21 protein-coding genes are annotated in these 19,350 nt (G+C 67.1%); 13 read left to right on the top strand and 8 right to left on the bottom strand.

Going from position 1 to position 19,350, the window contains the following annotated elements; all coding sequences use genetic code 11:
- The first annotated feature begins 1 nt into the window (after window position 1).
- From RBT42_RS02090 to trmL, 12 genes are all read left to right on the top strand, one after another.
- Window positions 2–487, top strand: a complete 486-nt coding sequence (locus tag RBT42_RS02090) for an aromatic-ring-hydroxylating dioxygenase subunit beta (RefSeq protein WP_320362142.1) — start codon at window positions 2–4, stop codon at window positions 485–487.
- 11 nt (window positions 488–498) lie between these two features.
- On the top strand, window positions 499–813 hold the full coding sequence (locus RBT42_RS02085; protein WP_320362140.1) for a non-heme iron oxygenase ferredoxin subunit: 315 nt from the start codon (window positions 499–501) through the stop codon (window positions 811–813).
- 85 nt (window positions 814–898) lie between these two features.
- Window positions 899–2,074, top strand: a complete 1,176-nt coding sequence (locus RBT42_RS02080; protein WP_320362138.1) for an ABC transporter substrate-binding protein — start codon at window positions 899–901, stop codon at window positions 2,072–2,074.
- 7 nt (window positions 2,075–2,081) lie between these two features.
- Window positions 2,082–3,005, top strand: coding sequence for a branched-chain amino acid ABC transporter permease (locus RBT42_RS02075; protein ID WP_320362135.1), 924 nt, complete (start codon window positions 2,082–2,084; stop codon window positions 3,003–3,005).
- Window positions 3,002–4,000, top strand: a complete 999-nt coding sequence (locus RBT42_RS02070; RefSeq protein ID WP_413785830.1) for a branched-chain amino acid ABC transporter permease — start codon at window positions 3,002–3,004, stop codon at window positions 3,998–4,000. Before RBT42_RS02075 ends, RBT42_RS02070 begins: the two co-directional genes overlap by 4 nt.
- Complete coding sequence (locus tag RBT42_RS02065) at window positions 3,997–4,749, top strand: ABC transporter ATP-binding protein (protein WP_320362132.1); 753 nt, start codon at window positions 3,997–3,999, stop codon at window positions 4,747–4,749. Before RBT42_RS02070 ends, RBT42_RS02065 begins: the two co-directional genes overlap by 4 nt.
- A gap of 1 nt (window position 4,750) precedes the next feature.
- A complete protein-coding gene (locus tag RBT42_RS02060; RefSeq protein ID WP_320362129.1) occupies window positions 4,751–5,464 on the top strand; it encodes an ABC transporter ATP-binding protein in 714 nt (237 codons plus the stop codon).
- Between the two features lie 22 nt (window positions 5,465–5,486).
- A complete protein-coding gene (locus tag RBT42_RS02055; RefSeq protein WP_320362127.1) occupies window positions 5,487–6,071 on the top strand; it encodes a hemerythrin domain-containing protein in 585 nt (194 codons plus the stop codon).
- Between the two features lie 20 nt (window positions 6,072–6,091).
- Window positions 6,092–6,544, top strand: a complete 453-nt coding sequence (locus tag RBT42_RS02050) for a MarR family transcriptional regulator (RefSeq protein WP_320362126.1) — start codon at window positions 6,092–6,094, stop codon at window positions 6,542–6,544.
- A 36-nt stretch (window positions 6,545–6,580) separates the two neighbouring features.
- Window positions 6,581–8,206 (top strand): HDOD domain-containing protein, encoded by a 1,626-nt coding sequence (locus tag RBT42_RS02045; protein ID WP_320362124.1) that lies wholly within the window; start codon window positions 6,581–6,583, stop codon window positions 8,204–8,206.
- Between the two features lie 181 nt (window positions 8,207–8,387).
- Window positions 8,388–11,168 carry an EAL domain-containing protein gene (locus RBT42_RS02040; RefSeq protein WP_320362122.1) on the top strand — a complete coding sequence of 927 codons (2,781 nt, stop codon included), beginning with the start codon at window positions 8,388–8,390 and terminating at the stop codon, window positions 11,166–11,168.
- 7 nt (window positions 11,169–11,175) lie between these two features.
- Window positions 11,176–11,646, top strand: coding sequence for a tRNA (uridine(34)/cytosine(34)/5-carboxymethylaminomethyluridine(34)-2'-O)-methyltransferase TrmL (gene trmL / locus RBT42_RS02035; RefSeq protein ID WP_320362120.1), 471 nt, complete (start codon window positions 11,176–11,178; stop codon window positions 11,644–11,646).
- Between the two features lie 27 nt (window positions 11,647–11,673).
- Here the strand turns inward: trmL and RBT42_RS02030 are convergent, their stop codons facing one another.
- The 4 genes from RBT42_RS02030 to RBT42_RS02015 form a co-directional block, all read right to left on the bottom strand.
- Window positions 11,674–12,678 (bottom strand): NAD(P)H-dependent glycerol-3-phosphate dehydrogenase, encoded by a 1,005-nt coding sequence (locus RBT42_RS02030; protein ID WP_320362118.1) that lies wholly within the window; start codon window positions 12,676–12,678, stop codon window positions 11,674–11,676.
- Between the two features lie 4 nt (window positions 12,679–12,682).
- Window positions 12,683–13,132 carry a protein-export chaperone SecB gene (gene secB, locus RBT42_RS02025; RefSeq protein WP_320362116.1) on the bottom strand — a complete coding sequence of 150 codons (450 nt, stop codon included), beginning with the start codon at window positions 13,130–13,132 and terminating at the stop codon, window positions 12,683–12,685.
- Window positions 13,133–13,349: 217 nt separating this feature from the next.
- Window positions 13,350–13,610, bottom strand: a complete 261-nt coding sequence (grxC, locus tag RBT42_RS02020; protein WP_320362114.1) for a glutaredoxin 3 — start codon at window positions 13,608–13,610, stop codon at window positions 13,350–13,352.
- A gap of 149 nt (window positions 13,611–13,759) precedes the next feature.
- The gene (locus RBT42_RS02015; RefSeq protein WP_320362112.1) at window positions 13,760–14,176 is read right to left on the bottom strand and encodes a rhodanese-like domain-containing protein; all 417 of its coding nucleotides are present in this window, start codon (window positions 14,174–14,176) and stop codon (window positions 13,760–13,762) included.
- Window positions 14,177–14,294: 118 nt separating this feature from the next.
- On the opposite strand from RBT42_RS02015, the gene gpmA reads away from it, so the two are divergent.
- Window positions 14,295–15,038 carry a 2,3-diphosphoglycerate-dependent phosphoglycerate mutase gene (gpmA, locus tag RBT42_RS02010; protein ID WP_320362110.1) on the top strand — a complete coding sequence of 248 codons (744 nt, stop codon included), beginning with the start codon at window positions 14,295–14,297 and terminating at the stop codon, window positions 15,036–15,038.
- A gap of 19 nt (window positions 15,039–15,057) precedes the next feature.
- Here the strand turns inward: gpmA and RBT42_RS02005 are convergent, their stop codons facing one another.
- Genes RBT42_RS02005 through prmA form a run of 4 tightly spaced genes read right to left on the bottom strand, consistent with a single transcriptional unit; the run spans window position 15,058 to window position 19,348 of the window.
- Complete coding sequence (locus RBT42_RS02005) at window positions 15,058–16,098, bottom strand: endonuclease/exonuclease/phosphatase family protein (RefSeq protein WP_320362108.1); 1,041 nt, start codon at window positions 16,096–16,098, stop codon at window positions 15,058–15,060.
- A gap of 15 nt (window positions 16,099–16,113) precedes the next feature.
- A complete protein-coding gene (locus RBT42_RS02000; RefSeq protein ID WP_320362106.1) occupies window positions 16,114–17,019 on the bottom strand; it encodes a carbohydrate kinase family protein in 906 nt (301 codons plus the stop codon).
- 22 nt (window positions 17,020–17,041) lie between these two features.
- Window positions 17,042–18,394 (bottom strand): zinc-ribbon and DUF3426 domain-containing protein, encoded by a 1,353-nt coding sequence (locus RBT42_RS01995; protein WP_320362104.1) that lies wholly within the window; start codon window positions 18,392–18,394, stop codon window positions 17,042–17,044.
- A 9-nt stretch (window positions 18,395–18,403) separates the two neighbouring features.
- Window positions 18,404–19,348: a 50S ribosomal protein L11 methyltransferase gene (prmA, locus tag RBT42_RS01990; protein ID WP_320362324.1), complete on the bottom strand. Its 945-nt coding sequence runs from the start codon at window positions 19,346–19,348 to the stop codon at window positions 18,404–18,406.
- Window positions 19,349–19,350 lie beyond the last annotated feature (2 nt).

Raw genomic sequence — 19,350 nt, 5'->3', positions numbered from 1 at the left:
GATGGTTGATTTCAAGACGTACTTCGAGTTGCTGAACCTGTACAGCGACTACGCCATGGCCTGCGACTCGGCCGACTGGGAGAACTGGCCCGAGTTTTTTGTGGAAGAGGGTACCTACCGCCTGCAGCCGCGCGAGAACTACGAGGAAGGCCTGCCGCTGTGCCTGCTGGCGCTGGAGAGCAAGGCCATGATCAAGGACCGTGTGTACGGCGTCAAAGAGACCATGTACCACGACCCCTACTACCAGCGTCACATCGTGGGCACGCCGCGCATCATCTCCGTGCAGCGCGACCACCAGGGTGAGCGCATCCTGTCCGAAGCCAACTACACGGTGATCCGCACCAAGCTCGATGGCGAGTCCACCGTGTTCAGCGCCGGCTTCTACCGCGACGTGATCGTGCGCAAGCCCGAGGGGCTCAAGCTGCTGTCGCGCCTGTGTGTGTACGACAGCGAAATGATCGCCAACTCCATCATCTACCCCATCTGAGAAGCCCCGTCATGTCTGAAAACTGGATCGATGCCGCTGCCGTGGACGCGGTGCCCGAAGGCGATGTGGTCGGCGTGAATGTGGCCGGCAAGGACATCGCGCTGTACGAAGTCGAGGGCGAGATCTTCGCCACCGACAACATCTGCACCCACGGCCATGCCCGCATGAGCGATGGCTTCCTGGAAGGCCGTGAGATCGAGTGCCCGCTGCACCAGGGCAAGTTCGATGTGTGCACCGGCCAGGCGCTGTGCGCGCCACTGACCGAGAACATCCGCACCTACCCGGTTCGCATCGTCGATCGCCGGGTGCTGCTGAACCTGGGCTGACCCAGCCCACGTGAAGACCCGCTGATCCTCCCCACCACCCCAGGCGCGGGCTGAACCGTGCCGCTACCTACCGAGAGAGACAGAGATGAACACCACAACATGCTTCAAGCTGCTGGCCATCAGTGCGGCCACTTTTGCGACCATGCAGGCACACGCCGACATCAAGGTCGGGTTCATCGGTGCCCTGTCCGGCCCGGTCGCGGCCGTGGGTCAGGACCAGTACGATGGCTTCATGCTGGGGGTGGACAGCCTGGGTGGCAAGCTCGGCGGTCAGGCAGTGAAGGTGCTGCGTGAAGACGACCAGCTCAAGCCCGAGCTGGGCAACCAGATTGCGCGCAAGCTGATCGATCGCGACAAGGTCGATGCCATCGTGGGGCTGGGCTTTTCGAACGTGATGATGGCCAGCCTGCCGCGCATCAAGGAATCGCGCACGGTGGCCATTGCGACCAATGCCGGCCCCTCGCCGATCGCCGGTGCGGGCTGCCTGCCGCACGTGTTCTCGATGGCCTGGCAAAACGATGGCACGGCCGAAGCCATGGGCAAGTACGCCAACGATGCAGGCTACAAGCGCGTCTACCTGATGGCGCCCAACTACCAGGCGGGCAAGGACTACCTCGCCGGCTTCAAGCGCTTCTTCAAGGGCGAGATCCTCGATGAGGTCTACACCCAGGTCAACCAGCCGGACTACTCGGCCGAGATCGCGCAGCTGCAGGCCGCCGCGCCCGACGCCGTCTTCGTCTTCTACCCGGGTGGCATGGGCGTGAACTTCGTCAAGCAGTACAGCCAGGCTGGCCTGAGCCGCCAGGTGCCTTTGTTGTCGGCCTTCACGGTCGACGGCACCACCTTGCCGTCGCTGCGCACGTCCGCCATCGGTGCCATCTCGGCCGCCATGTGGGATGTGCCGGTCAAGGCCCCGGGCAATGCCGAGTTCGTCGCCGCCTTCACCAAGAAGCATGGCCGCGTGCCCAGCCACTACGCCGCGGTGGGCTACGACACGGCGCGCATGCTCGATGTGGCCGTGCGCAAGGTCAAGGGCAACACCACGGACAAGGCTGCCTTTGCGGCGGCTGTGAAGGCCGCCGGTGCCGAGTTCAAGTCGGTGCGTGGTCCCTTCAGCTTCAACAACAACAACATGCCGGTGCAGAACTACTACGCCTTCCAGGTGGTCAAGGGGGCAGGCAGCAACGTCGAGATGAAGCTGCTGGCCACGCCGTTGGCCAACCACAAGGACGTGTACGCGGCCCAGTGCAAGCAGAAGTGATCCAGCCATGACGACCTCCCTCTTGCTGGCGCAGCTGCTCAACGGGCTGCAGTACGGTGTGCTGCTGTTCCTGTTGGCGGCAGGCCTGACCCTCGTTTTCGGGATCATGAGCTTTGTGAACCTGGCTCATGGCTCGCTCTACATGCTGGGCGCGTATGCGGCCGCCGTGGTGAGCGTGCAGACCGATTCGTTCGCCCTCGGGGTACTGGCGGCGCTGGCCACGGGGGGCGTTGTGGGGCTGATCCTGGAGATGGTGGCGGTGTCGAAGCTGTACCGCCGCGATCACCTGGATCATGTGCTGGCCACGTTTGGCCTGATCCTCTTCTTCAACGAAGTGGTGCGCATGATCTGGGGCCCGCAGCCCGTGTTCGTGCCGCTGTCGGAAGCGCTGTCCGGCACGGTCGAGCTGTTCGGCTTCAACTACCCGGCTTACCGCTTCCTCATCATCGTCGTCGGGCTGATCGTGGCCGTGGGCAGCCAGTGGCTGATCCACAAGACGCGCGTCGGCATGCTGATCCGTGCCGGCTCGGTCAACCCGCAGATGGTGGGTGCGCTGGGCGTCAACATTCGCCTGCTCAATGCGATGTTGTTTGCCCTGGGGGCTGCGCTGGCGGCGCTGGCCGGCGCCATGGCGGGTCCGATCATGTCGGTGCAAAGCGGCATGGGCGAGCCGGTGCTCATCACCACCCTGGTGGTGATCGTGATCGGCGGCATCGGTTCGGTTCACGGGGCGCTGTACGCGGCCATCATCGTGGGCATGGCCGACACGCTGGGCCGAACCTTCCTGCCCATGCTGATCCGTGAGTTTGCCGACCGCGAGGTGGCCAATGCAGCGGGCCCCGCGCTGGCGTCGATGCTGGTCTATCTGCTGATGGCGGTGGTGCTCGCGGTGCGTCCGCAAGGCCTGTTCCCGGCACACAAAGGTCAATGATGCAAAAGTTTCGCCCAACGGCCGTGCTCTGGCCGGTCCTGTTCTTCGCCATCCTGGCCGTGCTGCCCACCGTGGCCGTGGCCATGGATGACAACTTCCTGATCTCGTTCGTGGCACGGGTGCTGATCTATGCCATCGCGGCCAGTGCCCTGAACATCGCGCTGGGCTTTGGTGGCCTGGTGAGCCTGGGCCATGCCCTGTTCATCGGCCTGGGCATGTACAGCGTGGCTTTGCCGGCGCACTTCGGCATCAGCGATGGCTTCGTGCACCTAGGGCTGACCGTGCTGAGTTGCGCCGTGATCGGGGCTGTGACCGGGTTCGTCAGTCTGCGCACCTCGGGCATCGCCTTCATCATGATCACGCTGGCTTTTGCGCAGATGGGCTACTTCGTGTTCGTCAGCCTCAAGCAGTTTGGTGGGGACGATGGCATGGCACTCGCTGCCTCCAGCGAGTTCTTCGGCTTTGGCCTGTCCTCGCCCACGGCCGTGTACGGCTGTGCGCTGGTGATCCTGGCCTTGCTGACCCTGTGGGTGTCGCGTCTGCGCGAGTCGCCCTTTGGCATGACCTTGCGGGCCGGCCGGCAGAACGCCCGCCGCGTCGCCTCCATCGGCCTGGCGCTGCCGCGCTACCAGTTGACCGCCTACGTGCTGTCGGCCGTGCTGTGTGGCGTCTCGGGCATGCTGCTGGTCAACCTCAATGCCTACGCTTCGCCGAGCAGCATGTCCTGGATGATTTCCGGTGAGCTGATCGTGATGGTGGTGCTCGGTGGCATGGGCACGGTGTTCGGCCCGGTGCTGGGGGCCTTTGCCTTCCTCGGGGTCGAAGAGCTGCTCAAGGCCGTGACAGAGCACTGGATGGCGGTCTTTGGCCTGCTGATCCTGGCCGTGGCCATGCTGGGCAAGGCCGGTGTCATCGGTGTGCTGGGCAAATGGCGCCGTCGCTCGGATGCGGCGCCGGTTCAAGCTGAGGCGGTGGCCCAAGGAGGGGCGCAATGAGCATGCTGCTGCAAACCGAACAGATCACCAAGCGCTACGGTGCGCTGCTGGTGACCGACAACGTGTCGCTGGACGTGCGTGAGGGCGAGTTGCACGCCATCATCGGCCCCAACGGGGCGGGCAAGACGACGCTGATCAACCAGCTCTCGGGCGAGCTGCAGCCCAACAGTGGCCGCATCCGCTTCCAGGGACGGGACGTCACCGAGCAGGGCATCCATGCCCGTGCCCGCCAGGGCCTGCTGCGCTCGTACCAGATCACCTCGGTGTTCGACGAGTTCACGGTGCGCGAGAACGCCACGCTGGCCGCCATGGGCGCCAATGGTCACGCCTTCTCGTTCTGGAGGCGTCTGCTGGGTGATGCCCGGAGTGTCGAGGCCGCACACGAAGCGATCGAGGCCGCGGGCCTGGCCGCGCGGGCCGACGTCAAGGCGTCCGACCTGGGCTATGGCGAGCGCCGTCAGCTGGAGATGGCGATGGCGCTGGCCGCCCGCCCCAAGTTCCTGCTGCTGGACGAGCCGATGGCGGGCATGAGCGTGCAGGAGTCGGCCGCGGTGGTGGCCCTGTTGCAGTCGCTCAAGCGCCAGTACACGATCTTGCTGGTCGAGCACGACATGAATGCCGTGTTCGCCCTGGCCGATCGCATCAGCGTGCTGGTCTACGGCAAGCTGATGGTGACGGGAACCCCGGACGAGATCCGCGGCAATGAAGAAGTTCGCGCCATCTACCTGGGCGAAGAAGAGGTGCACTGAGATGGGTTCGCTGTTGAAAGTTGCCGGCTTGAAGGCCGGCTATGGTCAGGCCCAGGTGCTCTTCGGGGTCGACTTCGATATGAGCGAAGGCGAGGTCGTGACCTTGCTGGGCCGCAATGGCATGGGCCGCTCGACCACGATCAAGTGCCTGTTCGGTTTGCTGCAGCCCACGGGCGGCAGCATCGAGTTCAATGGCAAGCGTACCGAGACCTGGCCCTCGCACCAGATCGCCCGCCTGGGCCTGGGCCTGGTGCCCGAGGGCCGTCAGGTCTTTCCCAACCTCACGGTGGAAGAGAACCTGATCGCCACCGCCCGCCAGAACACGGACAACGGCCTCAAGCCCTGGACACTTGAGCGTGTCTATGGCTTCTTCCCGCGTCTGAAGGAGCGTCGCAGCAACCTGGGCTCGCAGCTCTCGGGCGGCGAGCAGCAGATGCTGGCCATTGGCCGTGCGCTCATGACCAACCCGCGCCTGATGGTGCTGGATGAAGCCACCGAAGGTTTGGCGCCGCTGATCCGCGCCGAAATCTGGCAGGCCCTGGGTGGCCTGCGCGAGGAAGGTCTGTCGCTGATCGTCATCGACAAGAACCTGGGCCCCTTGCTGGACCTGGCTGATCGCCACTTCGTGATGGAAAAGGGCAAGGTGGTCTGGTCCGGCAGTTCGGCCGACCTGCGTGCCGATCCGAAGATCGTGCACGAGTATCTCGGCGTTTGAGACCCATCCTTGAGGTGATGTCATGAGTGATCCCAAAGCCCGTGCCATTGGCACGATCCGCGCCGAGCACCGTGCTCTGGCCGCGGTCATCAACAACATGAAGGCCATCCTGGCCGACGTCCGCGCGGGCAAGATGAGCCTGGACTACCGTCTGTTCTGGTCCATGGTCTACTACATCGATGCCTTCCCGGATCGGCTGCACCATCCCAAAGAGGACGACTACCTGTTTGCGCGCGTCAAGCAGCGCACCCACGAGGCCGACGCCCTGATCGCCGAGCTGATGTCCCAACATCACAACGAGGCGCACGCCCTGGGGCAGATCCGTCGCTGGCTGGGCAACTGCGAAGCGGGCGTGGCCCGCGGCCTGGAGCAACTCGAGCGGGTCGTGAAGGACTATGCCGAGTTCACCTGGAAGCACATGCGCATGGAAGAAAACGATTTCATGCCGCTGGCCGAGCAGCACCTCACGACCGAAGACTGGGAAGAGATCGCCCGAGCCTTCCACGACAATGCCGACCCCTTGATCGGTCGCGAAGCCAGTGAGCACTTCGCCGGGCTCTTCCGCGGCATCGTGGACCAGACCCCCGCGCCGTATGGTCTGGGGTGAATGAGGTGAGCGGGCCTGCCATGCACGTGCCGGCAGACCTGGTGTCGATGCCGGGGCACCAGTTACGTCGCCTGCAGCAGATCGCGGTGGCGAGCTTCCTGATGGAGACGCAGGACGTCGGCATCACGCCCTTGCAGTTCGCGGCCTTGACGGCCCTGGCGCGCGAGCCCTTGCTCGACCAACGCACGCTGGCCGCGCGCATCGGTCTGGACGCCTCGACCCTGGGCGGGGTCGTGGAGCGCCTGGCCGAACGCGGTCTGGTCGCGCGGCACAGCAAGCCCACCGACCGGCGTGTTCGCCTCTTGACCTTGACGCGCGAAGGGCAGGCCCTGCGGCGGCGGCTCCTGCCCGGCGTGGCGCGCTCGCAGGTGCGCATCCTGGCCCCCTTGTCTGCGTCGGCCCAAGTGCAGTTTTTGCAGATGCTGCGGGTCTTGGTTGGCGACGCGCCATCTGCCGGCCGCGAGGCCGCGTGATTGAGGTCTAATTGGGGATCGAGGACACGCCCCACCATGCCGGTCAGCCCGCCCACCCCATCTCCTGCCGCAGCCGACGAAGCCCATCTGACGCTGGACTACCTCCTGCGGCGCATGCGTTTCAAGAGCGACTTTCCGGCACTGGGCACGTCCATCACGCGCATCCAGTCCCTGTCTGGCTCCGAAAGCGAGAGTCTGCACACCCTGTGCGACGAGATCCTCAAGGACGTTGCCCTCACGCAAAAGCTCCTGCGCGTGGTCAACACCGCGCACTACCGCCGTGCGGGCACCGACCCCATCAGCACCGTCTCGCGGGCGGTCAGCCTCATCGGTCTGGCCGGTGTGCGCAACCTGGCCCTGTCGCTGATGCTGCTCGAGCACATGGAGGACAAGGTCCATGCGCAGCAGCTCAAGGTCGAGTTCCTGCGCACCGTGATGGCCGGCACCCTGGCCAGCGAACTGTCGCACCAGTCGCGCGAGTCTGAAGAGGCCTTCCTGGGCGCCTTGTTCCGCAACCTCGGCCGCCTGCTGGTCGCCTTTTACCTGCCGGAAGACGCCGAGCAGATCCGTGCGCTGACCACGGTCAGTGAGGAGCAGCCCGAGCCCCTGAGCGATGCCCAGGCCTCGGTGAAGGTGCTCGGCGTCAGCCACGAACAGCTGGCAGGACACATTGGCCAGAGCTGGGGCCTGCCCGAGGCCCTGCTGGCCTGCATGCGCAGCCCCGAGGGGCGGGTGCCCACCCGCTCCCTGGCCGCGCGACCGGAGCGCCTGTGGTGGCTGGCGAGCATGGCCAACCAGATGGCGCAGACCATGCTCGACACCGAGCCCGTCAAACTGGGCGATGCCCTGACCAAGCTGGCGCGCACCTATGCCACCTCGCTCGACCTTCGCTCGGACGACGTCAGCCAGGCCGCTGCGCGCGCCCGCAAGCGCCTCACCGAGCTGACCCAGGCGCTCAACCTGCACCTGCCGGCCCAGTCACCTGGCGAGCGCCTGCTCGACACCTACTACGTGGACGCGCCCAACAGCGGCCAGACCGATGGGCCCACGCCCGACGCCTTGGGTCTGGGCGATGACACCGGCACCCTCGCGCCCGAGCTGCCGCCGCCCGCCGTCGATGCCACCAGCATCCTCACCAACGGCATCCAGGACATCACCAACTCCCTGGTCGAGTCCTTCCGTCTCAACGACGTGCTGCAGATGATCCTGGAGACCATGCTGCGGGCGCTCAACTGCCGCCGCGTGGTGTTCTGCCTGCGCGATGCCCGGACCGGTCAGCTCACCGGCCGCCTCGGCCTGGGTGAGGGCGCCGACGTCGTCCGCGACCTCTTCAAGGTGCCGCTCGTCTTGCGGCCCGGTGAACAGCCGGAGCTGTTCACGGCCGTCTGCCTCAAGCAGGTCGACACCCTGATCGCCGACGCCAGCGCCCCCAACATCGTCAACCGCCTACCCACCTGGTTCCGCGACCGGGTGCAGGCGCCTACCTTCCTCGTGCTGCCCCTGGTGATGAAGCGGGCCGGTCAGACCGACATGGTCCTGGGCCTGATCTACGCCGACAAGGGCCAGGCCGACAGCCTGCAGATCAGCGAGAAAGAGCTGTCCTTGCTGCGCACCCTGCGCAACCAGGCCGTCATGGCTTTCCGCCAAGCGGCCAGCGGCTGAGCGCAGCGCTCGTTTCCCCCGTTTTTCTTGTGCCAGATCAAGTCCGACTGGCTACGTTCCGTTACGATCTGACCCCTCTTCTGGGGGGGGGGTCCCGGGACAGTCTTGGGAACATCCACGGGGTTGATCTTGCAGTTCGCTGGGTTTGAGTGTCGGTGCCGGAGCGGCGTGGGGGCGCACCATGGGTGATGCCGTCTGGCGTTGGCCGCGAACGGCCCGCGTGACCGCCGCGCGGCGCACGGTCGAGGCCTCACCGGCGACGCCCGCCGCCGAGCGCGACCAGCCGGTGCGTCTGATCCTGCAGGTGCTGCGCCCGGCGGCGCTGGCCCTCATGGTCGTGCTCCTGCTGTTCCTGTTCGGCGTCTCACGCCATCTGCACAGCGTCGAGGTGCGTCGCACCGAGGCCTTGGCCCTGCGCGCGGTCGCCCTGTGGCAGCACCTGCGCGAGCAGCAGCTCGGGCAGCTGCAACTGCTGACCAGCGCGCTGGCCGAAGACCGTGTCCTGGCACAGGCCATGCTGCAAGGCGATGCCGCCCGCCTGCAGGCCCTCAGCCGTGAACGCTTCTCGCAGTTGCGCCAGACCCATGGTGTCTCGCACGGCTACTTCATCGACCCGCAGCGCCAGGTGCTGCTGCGCGTGCACGATCCCGCGCAACGGGGCGACCTCATCGAACGCCGCACCCTGCTCGACGCCATTTCTACCGGCAAGCCCGTCAGTGGCATGGAGCTGGGCGCCTTGTCCACCTTCACCCTGCGCCACGTCCAGCCCTGGTACCTCGACGGACAGTTGATCGGCTACCTCGAACTCGGCTCGGACGCCGACTGGTTCATCCACGAACTCAAGCGCCTGCTCCAGCAGGACATGGCGCTGCTCATCGACAAGCGGCACACCAGCCAGTCCCGCTACCAGGGCGGCCAGCGCGTGTTCCGCCTGCCTGGCCACTGGAGCGACGATGCCCAGGTGGTGGTGCTGGGCCAGACCCTGCCGCACCTGCCGGGCGGCCTGCTGCCGGCCTGGCGCGATGTCGCTCTGGGGGCAGGCAGTGGGGTAATGGACCTCAGCGACGCCAGCCAGGCCTGGTCGGTGGCCATCCGTCCGATCAGCGACCACAGCGGGCGCGTGATGGCATCGCTGGCCGTGCTGCGCGACGTGGCCGCCGAGCGGGCCGACGAAGCCCGCCAACGTCTCAACCTCGCGGCGGCCGGGACCGCCGTCGTGGCCCTGCTCATGTGCGTGCTCTTTCTGCGCGTGCGCGCCGCCGAAGACTGGGTCCGCCGTTCGGACGCCGCCCTGCGCCTGGCCGCCACCGCGTTCGAGTCACAGGAAGGCATCATGGTGCTCGACGAGCGCGGCGCCATCCTGCGCGTCAACCAGGCCTTCACCGACATCACCGGCTACACCTTCGACGAGGTGCAAGACAAGCGCAGCGACATCTTGCGCGCACCCGACTGCCCCGCGCCGCTCACCGCCCACATCCAGCAGCAACTGCGCCAGCATGGCCACTGGCTGGGCGACGTGCGCAGCCAGCGCCACAACGGCGAACTGTACGACCTGCGCCTGAGCCTCACCCTGGTGCGCGGCCGCGGTCAGGAGCCCACCTTGTGCGTGGGCAGCTTCACCGATGTCACCGAGCACAAGGCCGCGGAGGCCCGCATTGAGCACCTCGCCTTCTTTGACACCCTCACGGGCCTGCCCAACCGGCGCCAGCTGCAAGACCAGCTCCAGCAGGTGCTTGCCGGCTGCCATCGCCAGGGTCAGGCCGGTGCCGTGCTCCTGATCGATCTGGACGACTTCAAGACGCTCAACGACACCCTGGGCCATGACATGGGCGACCTGCTGCTACAGCACATGAGTGCCCGCCTGCAGACCTGCCTGGGCGAGCAAGACACGCTGGCCCGCTGGGGGGGCGACGAGTTCGTCGTGGTCATGCAGGGCCTGAGCCGCGTGCCGGACGAGGCGGCGGCGCAAGCGCGTTCGCTCGCAGCGCGTTGCCTGAGCCTGCTGTCCCAATCGTGTGACCTGGCCGGACAGGAGTACCACATCAGCTGCAGCATCGGCGTCACCCTGTTTGGCACGCCGCCGCCCGTGAGCCTGGACGAGCTGATGCGCCAGGCCGACCTGGCCATGTCCGAGGCGAAGGCCGCAGGCCGCCACAACCTGCGCTTCTTCGACCCCGAGATGGAGGCGGCCGTGCGCCGCCGCTCGGCCCAGGAGGCCGACATGCGCCGCGGCCTGCAGCGCGACGAGTTCCAGCTCTGCTACCAGCCTCAGGTGGACGCCGCCGGCCACGTGTTCGGTGCCGAGGCCCTGGTACGCTGGCAGCACCCGGAACGCGGCATGGTCTCGCCCGCCGAGTTCATCCCGGTGGCCGAGCATGCCGGCCTGATCCTGCCACTGGGCGCCTGGGTGCTCGAGACCGCCTGCCGGCAACTGGTGGCCTGGTCCCGCCAGCCCGCGCTGGCCCACCTCACCGTGTCGGTCAACGTCAGCGTGCGCCAGTTTCGCCTGCCCGACTTCGTGGACCTGGTGCTGGGCATCCTGGCGCGCACCGGCGCCAACCCGCAACGCCTCAAGCTGGAGCTGACCGAGAGCGTCCTGATCGATGACATGGAGGCCGTCATCGAACGCATGGACACCTTGAAGGGCCATGGCGTGGGCTTCTCGCTCGATGACTTCGGTACCGGCTACTCCTCGCTGGCCTACCTCAAGCGCCTACCGCTGGACCAGCTCAAGATCGACCAGTCCTTCGTGCGTCACGTGCTGACCGATCCGCACGACGCCTCCATCGCCCGCACCATCGTGGCCCTGGCCGAGGCCATGGGCCTGGCCGTGATCGCAGAAGGGGTCGAGACCGAGGCGCAGCGCGACTTCCTGCACGGGCACGGCTGCCGTTGCTATCAGGGCTACCTCTTTGGGCGCCCCATGCCGGCAGACGCTTTCGCGCAGCACGTGCGGGGATAATGCGGTCATGTTCCGCATCGTCCTCGTCGAACCCGAAATCCCGCCCAACACAGGCAACGTCATCCGCCTGGCGGCCAACACCGGCTGCGAGCTGCACCTGATCGAGCCCCTGGGTTTTTCGATGGACGACAAGCTGCTGCGCCGCGCCGGGCTCGACTATCACGAGTACGCGCCGGTGCGCCGCCACGCCAGCTGGCAGGCGTTCATCGACACCATGCAACCGGACCCGAGCCGCTTGTTCGCGTTCACCACACGGGGCAGCCGCCCCTTTGGCGAGGTCGCCTGGCAAGCCGGTGACTGGTTCGTGTTCGGCTGTGAAACGCGTGGGCTCGATCCCACGCTGCGCGACGGCTTCCCATTGGCGCAACGCGTGCGCCTGCCGATGCGTCCGGAGCAGCGCAGCCTGAACCTGAGCAATGCGGTGGCCGTGGCCGTGTTCGAGGCCTGGCGGCAAAACGGCTACGCGGGCAGCGTCTGAGCTGGCCCGCGTTGCACTGACAGACGCTTAGAAAGCGCTGCCTTCGGCCTTGGCCTCACGGCCCATCAAGGCGCCCACAGCCTGGGCCGGGCTGAGGCGGTCGTCCAGCACGGCCACCACCGCTTCGGTGATGGGCATGGACACCCCCAGGCTCTGCGCACGCTGCCACACGGTGGCGGCGCTGTAGACCCCTTCGGCCACATGGCCCAGGTCCTGCAGGATCTGAGGCAGCTTCTTGCCCGAAGCCAGTTGCAGCCCCACCGTCCGATTGCGCGACAGGTTGCCGGTGGCCGTCAGCACCAGATCGCCCAGGCCCGACAGCCCCATGAAGGTGTCGGCGCGGGCGCCCAGGGCCACGCCCAGGCGGGTCATCTCGGCCAGGCCACGCGTGATCAGCGCGGCGCGGGCATTCAGACCCAGATTCAGCCCATCGGCGATGCCGGTGGCAATGGCGAGCACGTTCTTGACGGCGCCGCCCACCTCCACACCGATCGGGTCGGTCGAGGTGTAGACACGCAGGCTGTCGCAGTGGAAGGCGGCCACGGCCTGCTCAGCCAAGGCGGTGTCGGTGCTGGCCGCCACCAGGGCGGTCGGCTGGCTCAGCGCCACCTCATGGGCAAAGCTCGGGCCCGACAACACGCCGTTGCGGGCGTGCGGACGCAGCGCATGGGCGATCTCGTGACCCAGGCGGCCCGTGCCTTTTTCGAAGCCCTTGCACAGCCACAAGGCCGCTGCATCGTCAGGCAGACTTTGCAGCATGCTGGCCAGTGCCGCCATCGGCGTGCCGATGATGACCAGGCCCTCGGGGCCGCGCGCGTACGCCACGGCTTCGTTCAGGTCATGGGTGACGCGCAGCGCCTCAGGAAAGGGTACGTCGGGCAGGTAGCGTGCGTTGCAGCGTGTCGCCTGCATGTCGGCGACCTGCGCGGCGTCGCGGGCCCACAGCAGCACCTCGCGGTGGTGCCGCGCGGCGCTGATGGCCAGCGCCGTGCCCCACGCGCCCGCTCCCAGAATGGCGAGCCGGGTGCCCATCCGCTCAGGCGTGGCCGGCGGCAGCGGCTTGCTGCAGCTGCGATTCGTACATGGCCTGGAAGTTGACTTCGGTCAGGTGCACGGGCGGGAAGCCGGTGCGGTTGATCACGTCGGCCACGGTGGCGCGCAGGTAGGGGTAGACGATTTGCGGGCAGGCGATGGCGATGATCGGCTGCATCTGCTCTTCCGGCACGTTGCGGATCTCGAACAGGCCGGCTTGCTTGGCCTCGACCAGGAACAGGGTCTTGTCATTGACCTTGGTGGTCACGGTGGCGGTCACCGACACTTCGTACAGGCCTTCCTGCACCGGCTCGGCGTGCAGGTTCAGCTGCACGTCCACCTGGGGCTGGCCTTGTTCCAGCAGGATCTGGGGCGCGTTCGGCAGCTCCAGCGACAGATCCTTCAAATAGATGCGCTGAATGCTGAACGAAGGTTGGTTGGCTTGGTCGCTCATGAGAAATCCTTGGTGTGCACGTGAGGGTGCGGGTGATCAGTCGCTGGGGATTATGAACCAGCCCGATGACGCCTCGGCGTCGCCCATCGCACGGCAGCCAGGCAAGCGGCCGCAGAGCCCCACGAACAGGCGGGTGGGAAGGCCCTGCGGTTTGCTCCCGGTCAAGGATATGCACGCCACCGCGGATTCCGCGTGGCGCGCGATCTCCGGCATCGTGTCAGGCGCCGTTGAGCAGCGGCAGCAGGCCGCCTTGCTGGTCCAGCGCAATCAGGTCGTCGCAGCCACCCACATGGGTCTCGCCAATGAAGATCTGCGGCACGGTACGGCGGCCGGTGGTGGCCATCATGTGCTCGCGCTGCGCCGGGTCCAGGTCGATGCGGATCTCTTCGATGGCCTCGACGCCACGCTGCTTGAGCAGCATCTTGGCACGCTGGCAGTACGGGCAGACCTGGGTGGTGTACATCTTGACGGCTTGCATGGTGTCGGGGTTCGCGGCGTGCGAAAAATAAGGGCAAATAAAATGGGACAGCGCAGACATTGTCTCCGCGGTCCCAAGTCCGCCTGATCTGTGTGGAGATCGGCGCGTGGTGTACGGCCCGTCGCAGCCTGACGGCGCAGGCCGACCGGTCAGGCCTTTTCGGTGGGCAGGTGCGCTTCGCGCCAGGCCTTGAGGCCGCCCGACAGCGACTGGGCGTTCTCGTAGCCCATCTTCTTGAGCTGGGCGACCGCACGGGCCGAACGCGTGCCGGCGGCGCACACCACCACCAGCGGGATGGCCTTGTTCGACGGCAGACCCTTGCCTTCGGCCAACTGACCCAGCGGGATGTTCTTGGCGCCGGTCACGTGGGCGGCGGCGAACTCGGCCGGCTCGCACACGTCGATCACCTGGGCCTTTTGCTTGTTGATGAGCTGGACAGCCTGGGACGGGGTCAGGCCGCCGCCTGCGCCGCCGGCCTGGATTTGCTGCCACAGCAGCATGCCGCCCGATGCGGCAGCAGCCACGATCCAATACCAGTTGGCCGCGATGAAGCTCGAAGAATTCATGCAAGTGCTCTCTTGTAAGCCCGCGAGCAGGAAGCCACGGGTCGAGCGGGATTATAAAATCGCCGGTTGCCCGGCTGTTCTGCACCGGCCCACTTTCACCTCGATGGGATCGCACGTCATGTACAAACTCGTCCTGATTCGCCACGGCGAATCCACCTGGAACCTGGAAAACCGCTTCACTGGCTGGGTCGACGTCGATCTGACGCCCACCGGCGTGTCGCAGGCCATGTCGGCTGGTCAGCTGCTCAAGGCCGAGGGCTACGAGTTCGACATCGCCTACACCTCGGTGCTCAAGCGCGCCATCCACACGCTGAACTACTGCCTCGACGAGATGGACCGCATCTGGTTGCCGGTGGTCAAGAGCTGGCGCCTCAACGAGCGCCACTACGGTGGCCTGCAAGGTCTGAACAAGGCCGAGACCGCCCAGAAGCACGGCGACGCGCAGGTGCTGGTGTGGCGCCGCAGCTATGACACCCCGCCGCCCGCGCTGGACGCCAACGACCCGATGGGCCAGCGTCAGGACCTGCGTTACGCCGGCCTGCAGCCCGATCAGATCCCGCTGACCGAGTGCCTCAAGGACACCGTGGCCCGCGTGCTGCCGTACTGGAACGAAGAGATCGCCCCGACCATCAAGGCTGGCAAGCGCGTCGTGATCGCGGCCCACGGCAACTCCATCCGTGCCCTGGTCAAGTACCTGGACAACATCAGCGATGACGACATCGTGGGCCTGAACATCCCCAACGGCATCCCGCTGGTGTACGAGCTGGACGCCGACCTCAAGCCCATCAAGCGCTACTACCTGGGCGACGCCGAAGCCGCTGCCAAGGCCGCAGCGGCCGTGGCCACGCAAGGCAAGGCCTGATCAGGCTGTCAGGTCAGCCTCAGCGGGCTGACCAGATCAAGGGACAGTGGTCGGAGAGTTGCCGCCCACGGTCCTGAGGGTCATACGGCAGGCGCGTCATCCGCAAGGAGGCGCGCCTGCTGTCATATCGGGCCATCAGGCTGTCGCTGAGCAAGATGTCGTCGATGTAGCGGCTGTGCCGGTCGTCGGCATCGCAGGGCAGGTAAGGCTGGCCGGCGGTGGCGCGGTGAAGCACGGCACCGCGGGGCTGGTCATCGCTCCAGGCGGGCAAGAGGTTGAGCGGCGCGCGCTCGTCGGGACCGGCAGCGCGGCGTTCGTCGTACTCCAGATGCCGGTTGAAGTCACCCAGCACGGCAAAGGCTGCGCCTTCGCGCACGCGCTGGTCGATCCAGGCTTCCACCACAGGGGCCTGGCGCTGCAGGCCACGGCAGGGGCTGAAATCTCGGTCCAGATCGCCCCGGAAACAGCCGCTCTTCAAATGCACATTGAGCAGGCGCACTTCGCGTGCGGTGCCAGGGTAGAGCGTCACATCGCCGCCAGCGCGTGAGCCGCCGTCCACATCCAGCTCGCTCAGCTCGCCGTTGCAGCGGTAGGGCACACCCTCGCGGATGGCAAAACCCACTTTCTGAGGGTGCGCGCGACGCTCGAAACAGTCCAGCTTCCAGCCTTGGCGGAACACCTGACGTGCGGCGTCCGGTCCATCGACTTCTTGCAGGGCCACCACATCCACCCGCTGCGAGGTGTGCAGGGCTTGTGCGGTGCGGGCCAGCGCATCCAGGTCGGCCTGGGTACGGCCGGGCGGCGGCGTGCGGCCCGGTGTGCAGGGCAGGGCGCGTTCATGGCTGCGCGGTTGCTGGCGCTGGCAGCGCGCGCTCAGTTCCGCCTGGGTGGCCGGGGTCATCAGCCACTCTAGGTTCCAGGTGGCCAGGCTCAGGCCGTCGCCCGACGCGGCCTTGCGGCTGCCCTCAAACCAGCCCGCATGGGCTGACCAGGCAGCCACCGCTGCCAGGCATAGCGCAGCCATCCAGCGGCGGGGGCGAGCCCCGCGTGTGCGACGCACGTTCGGCGCTCGGGCTCAGACACCCAGGGCGGTGCGGTCGAGCGTGTAGTTCTGCGGACCGGCCACGGCGATCTTGATGGCGCCGATGCGGTTGGCCAGGGCCACCGACTTGACCAGATCCCAGCCTTGCGACAGGCCGAACAGCAGACCGCCTCGGAAGGCGTCGCCACAGCCGGTCGGGTCCACCACGGCCTCGGCCTTCACGCCGGGCACATGGGTGACTTCACCCTGCACGTACACATTGCAGCCCTCGGCACCCAGCGTCTCGATCAGGCCACGCAGGTGGCCACGCGACAGGTCGGCCAGGCTCTGGCCGGTGCGCTCGGCCAGCATCTTGCCTTCGTAGTCGTTGACGGCCACCCAGCTGGCCTGCTTGACGAAGCGCAGCAATTCTTCACCGTTGAACATCGGCAGACCCTGGCCCGGATCGAACACGAAGGGGATGCCAGCGGCCTGCAACTGCTCGGCGTGCTCGATCATGGCATCGCGGCCATCCGGGGCGACGATGGCCAGCTTGATCGCCGGATTGGCCTCGATGCGCTGGATGTGGGCCTGGCCCATGGCGCCCGGGTGAAAGGCCGTGATCTGGTTGTTGTCCTGGTCTGTGATGATGATGGCCTGGGCCGTGTAGTCGTTCTCCACGGTGTGGACGTGCTGCAGGCTGATACCGAGGTTTTCCAGGTGGTTGCGGTAGAGCACGCCATCCTTGCCCAGCGTCGCCATGACCAGCGGCTCGCCGCCGAGTTGCTTGAGGCTGTAGGCGATGTTGCCGGCGCAGCCCCCGAACTCCTTGCGCATGGACGGCACGAGGAAGGACACGTTCAGGATGTGCACCTGATCGGGCAGGATCTGCTGCGCGAAACGGCCGGGAAAGGTCGTGATGGTGTCAAAGGCCAGGGAGCCGCAGATCAGGACAGACATGGAGGGGTCTCGGATAAGGGAATCAGGGGTAGAACAGCTCGGCCGTGTAACCGGCGGGCTGCAGGGTCGGGGTGCGCAGCTGCCAGACCAGGGTGGTGCTGCGCTTGGGGGGCACTGCGGCCGGGCGAGGCAGGGCGCGTGCGTCGGGCTCGCTGCCATCGAGCCACTGGGCATCGGCGGGTGAGAAGCTGCGTCGGGCCACCACGGCACCGGCGGTGTCGGTCAGTGTCAGGTCCACGTGCGGCCAGGCCAAGGCTACGGCAGCGCGGTTGCGCACGACCACGGTGAGGCGGTAGCGGTCGGGACCGGCCGAGTCGGCCCGTAGCAAGGTCGCGCTGTCGACCTGCAGGTCGTCGATGCGCAAGGGTGGCTGCAGCGTGCAATGCGCCCACTCGCACCATGTGGTCAGGGCGTCACGCCAGCTGGGGTGCTGGGCGGCCAGTGTGTCACGGAACTGGTGCATGGCCTGCACCCCTAGCGAGAGCAGCAAGGCCAGCGACAGGCCCGTGAGCACGCCACGCACCGAGGGCTGGCGCCAGAAGGCCTGGCGCTGCGCACGACGGATGAACTCGGGCGTGGGGGTTGCGGGGGGCTTCTTGGCCGGCTTTTTGGCGGGGGTCGCACGCGGGGAAGCGTCAGCTGTTGCCGCCGCGCGTGGGACCTCGGGCATCGGCATTGGTGCCGGCTCGGCCGAGGGCGCCGCGAAGCGTGGCGAGGCGTGGGTCTCGCTGGCTTCGGCGGTGGGCTGTGGCGTCAGGCCGAGCGCATCCGCTTCGGCATCGAGCAAGGCGTCGGTGGGGAACTCGGCGTCAGCAAACTCCGGCCCGCGGGTGCGGCGCCGTGGGGGCGGCCGATCGCGGTCCGAGGGCATCAGGTAGCGCGAATCGAGCGCATCGGCCTCGTCGGTGCTGGGCAGCTCGGCCTCGGGCAAGGGCGGGGGCGCCAGCGGGGAGGGGGCCGGACGGGGGGGCGCGGCCAGTGGCGGCTCGGCAGGCGGCTCAGGCTGACGCCGCGTCCAGCTCATCTCTTGCGCCGGCACGCGGGTGTCGAGCTCGAAGTCGGTGGTGGCGTGCACGGGCCGGGGCGGCTCGGGCGGCAACTCGTCTTCGGTCAGGCGACCGAACGTGGGCGGCGTTGGCGCGGGCGTCGGGGCAAGGGGCGCGGCGCGCGGCGCACTCACCTCCGGTTCGGGAGGCGGCGGGGCCGGCGTGCGGCGAGGCGGGGGGGCCTCGCTGTCCATGTCGAACAGGGTCGGCAGGGCATTGAAGACCTCATGACAGCGGCCACAACGCACCCAGCCTTCAGAGACCTTCAGTTGGTCTTCGACGATCTTGAAGATCGTGCCACAGTGGATGCATCGGGTCGCCAGGCTCATAAGGCCCGTTTATGCCATTGATTTGGCTGGTTTTTGCGCCGTCATGAGGATCCACCCCTCTTCGGCGTTGGCGACCTGCAACTGCAGGCCCACTTCCGCGTAGGCATCTTTGAGCTCTTGCTCCTGGCGCGCCAGGATGCCGGCGAGCACCAGATACCCTCCCGGCGCCACATGACCGGCCAGCAGCGGCGACAGCATCTTCAGCGGCGTGGCCAGGATGTTGGCCAGCACCACCGGGTAGGTGGCCTGGGCCTCGCCCACCACATCGGGCAGGCCGGCCACGATGGGCAGGCTGCCGTCGGCGCCCTTGAGGTGCGCCAGGTTGGCTTCGGCATTGGCCACGGTCGACTCCACCGCAGCCGGGTCGATGTCGACCGCGTCGACGATGCCGGAGCCGTGCAAGGCCGCACCGATGGCCAGGATGCCCGAGCCACAGCCATAGTCCAGCACACGCTGGCCCTGGTAGGCCGCGCTGTTTTGCGCGATCCACTTCAGGCACATGCGGGTGGTGGGGTGGGTGCCGGTGCCGAAGGCCAGGCCCGGATCCAGTCGCATCACCGTCTTCGCTTCAGGGGGGATCTCGTGCCAGGTCGGCACGATCCAGAAGTCGTCGGTGATGGGCACGGGCTTGAACTGGGACTGCGTCAGGCGCACCCAGTCCTGCTCGTCCACCGGCTGGATGCCCTGGACGTGGATGTCCGTGGCCCAGTCCTGCGCCAGGATCAGGGTGGCGGCCTCCAGGGCCTCGGCCTCGCTCGGGAAGAGGCACTTCAGGGTCGAGCGCTGCCAGGCCTCGCGGGCCACCGGCATGCCGGGTTCGCCCCACAGGGCCTCTTCGTGCTCGGTGTCGGCGTCGGCGTCTTCCACCGAAACCGACAGGGCGTCGATCTCCATGAGCGCATCGCTCAGGGTTTCGACTTCGGCCTCTTTGGCCAGCAGGGTCAGTTCAAACAATG

The sequence above is a fragment of the Aquabacterium sp. genome (genome assembly GCF_034003525.1).
Lineage (GTDB): Bacteria > Pseudomonadota > Gammaproteobacteria > Burkholderiales > Burkholderiaceae_C > Aquabacterium.
Note: the sequence above shows the minus strand (reverse complement) of the source record. Positions and strands in the feature narration are given on the sequence as shown.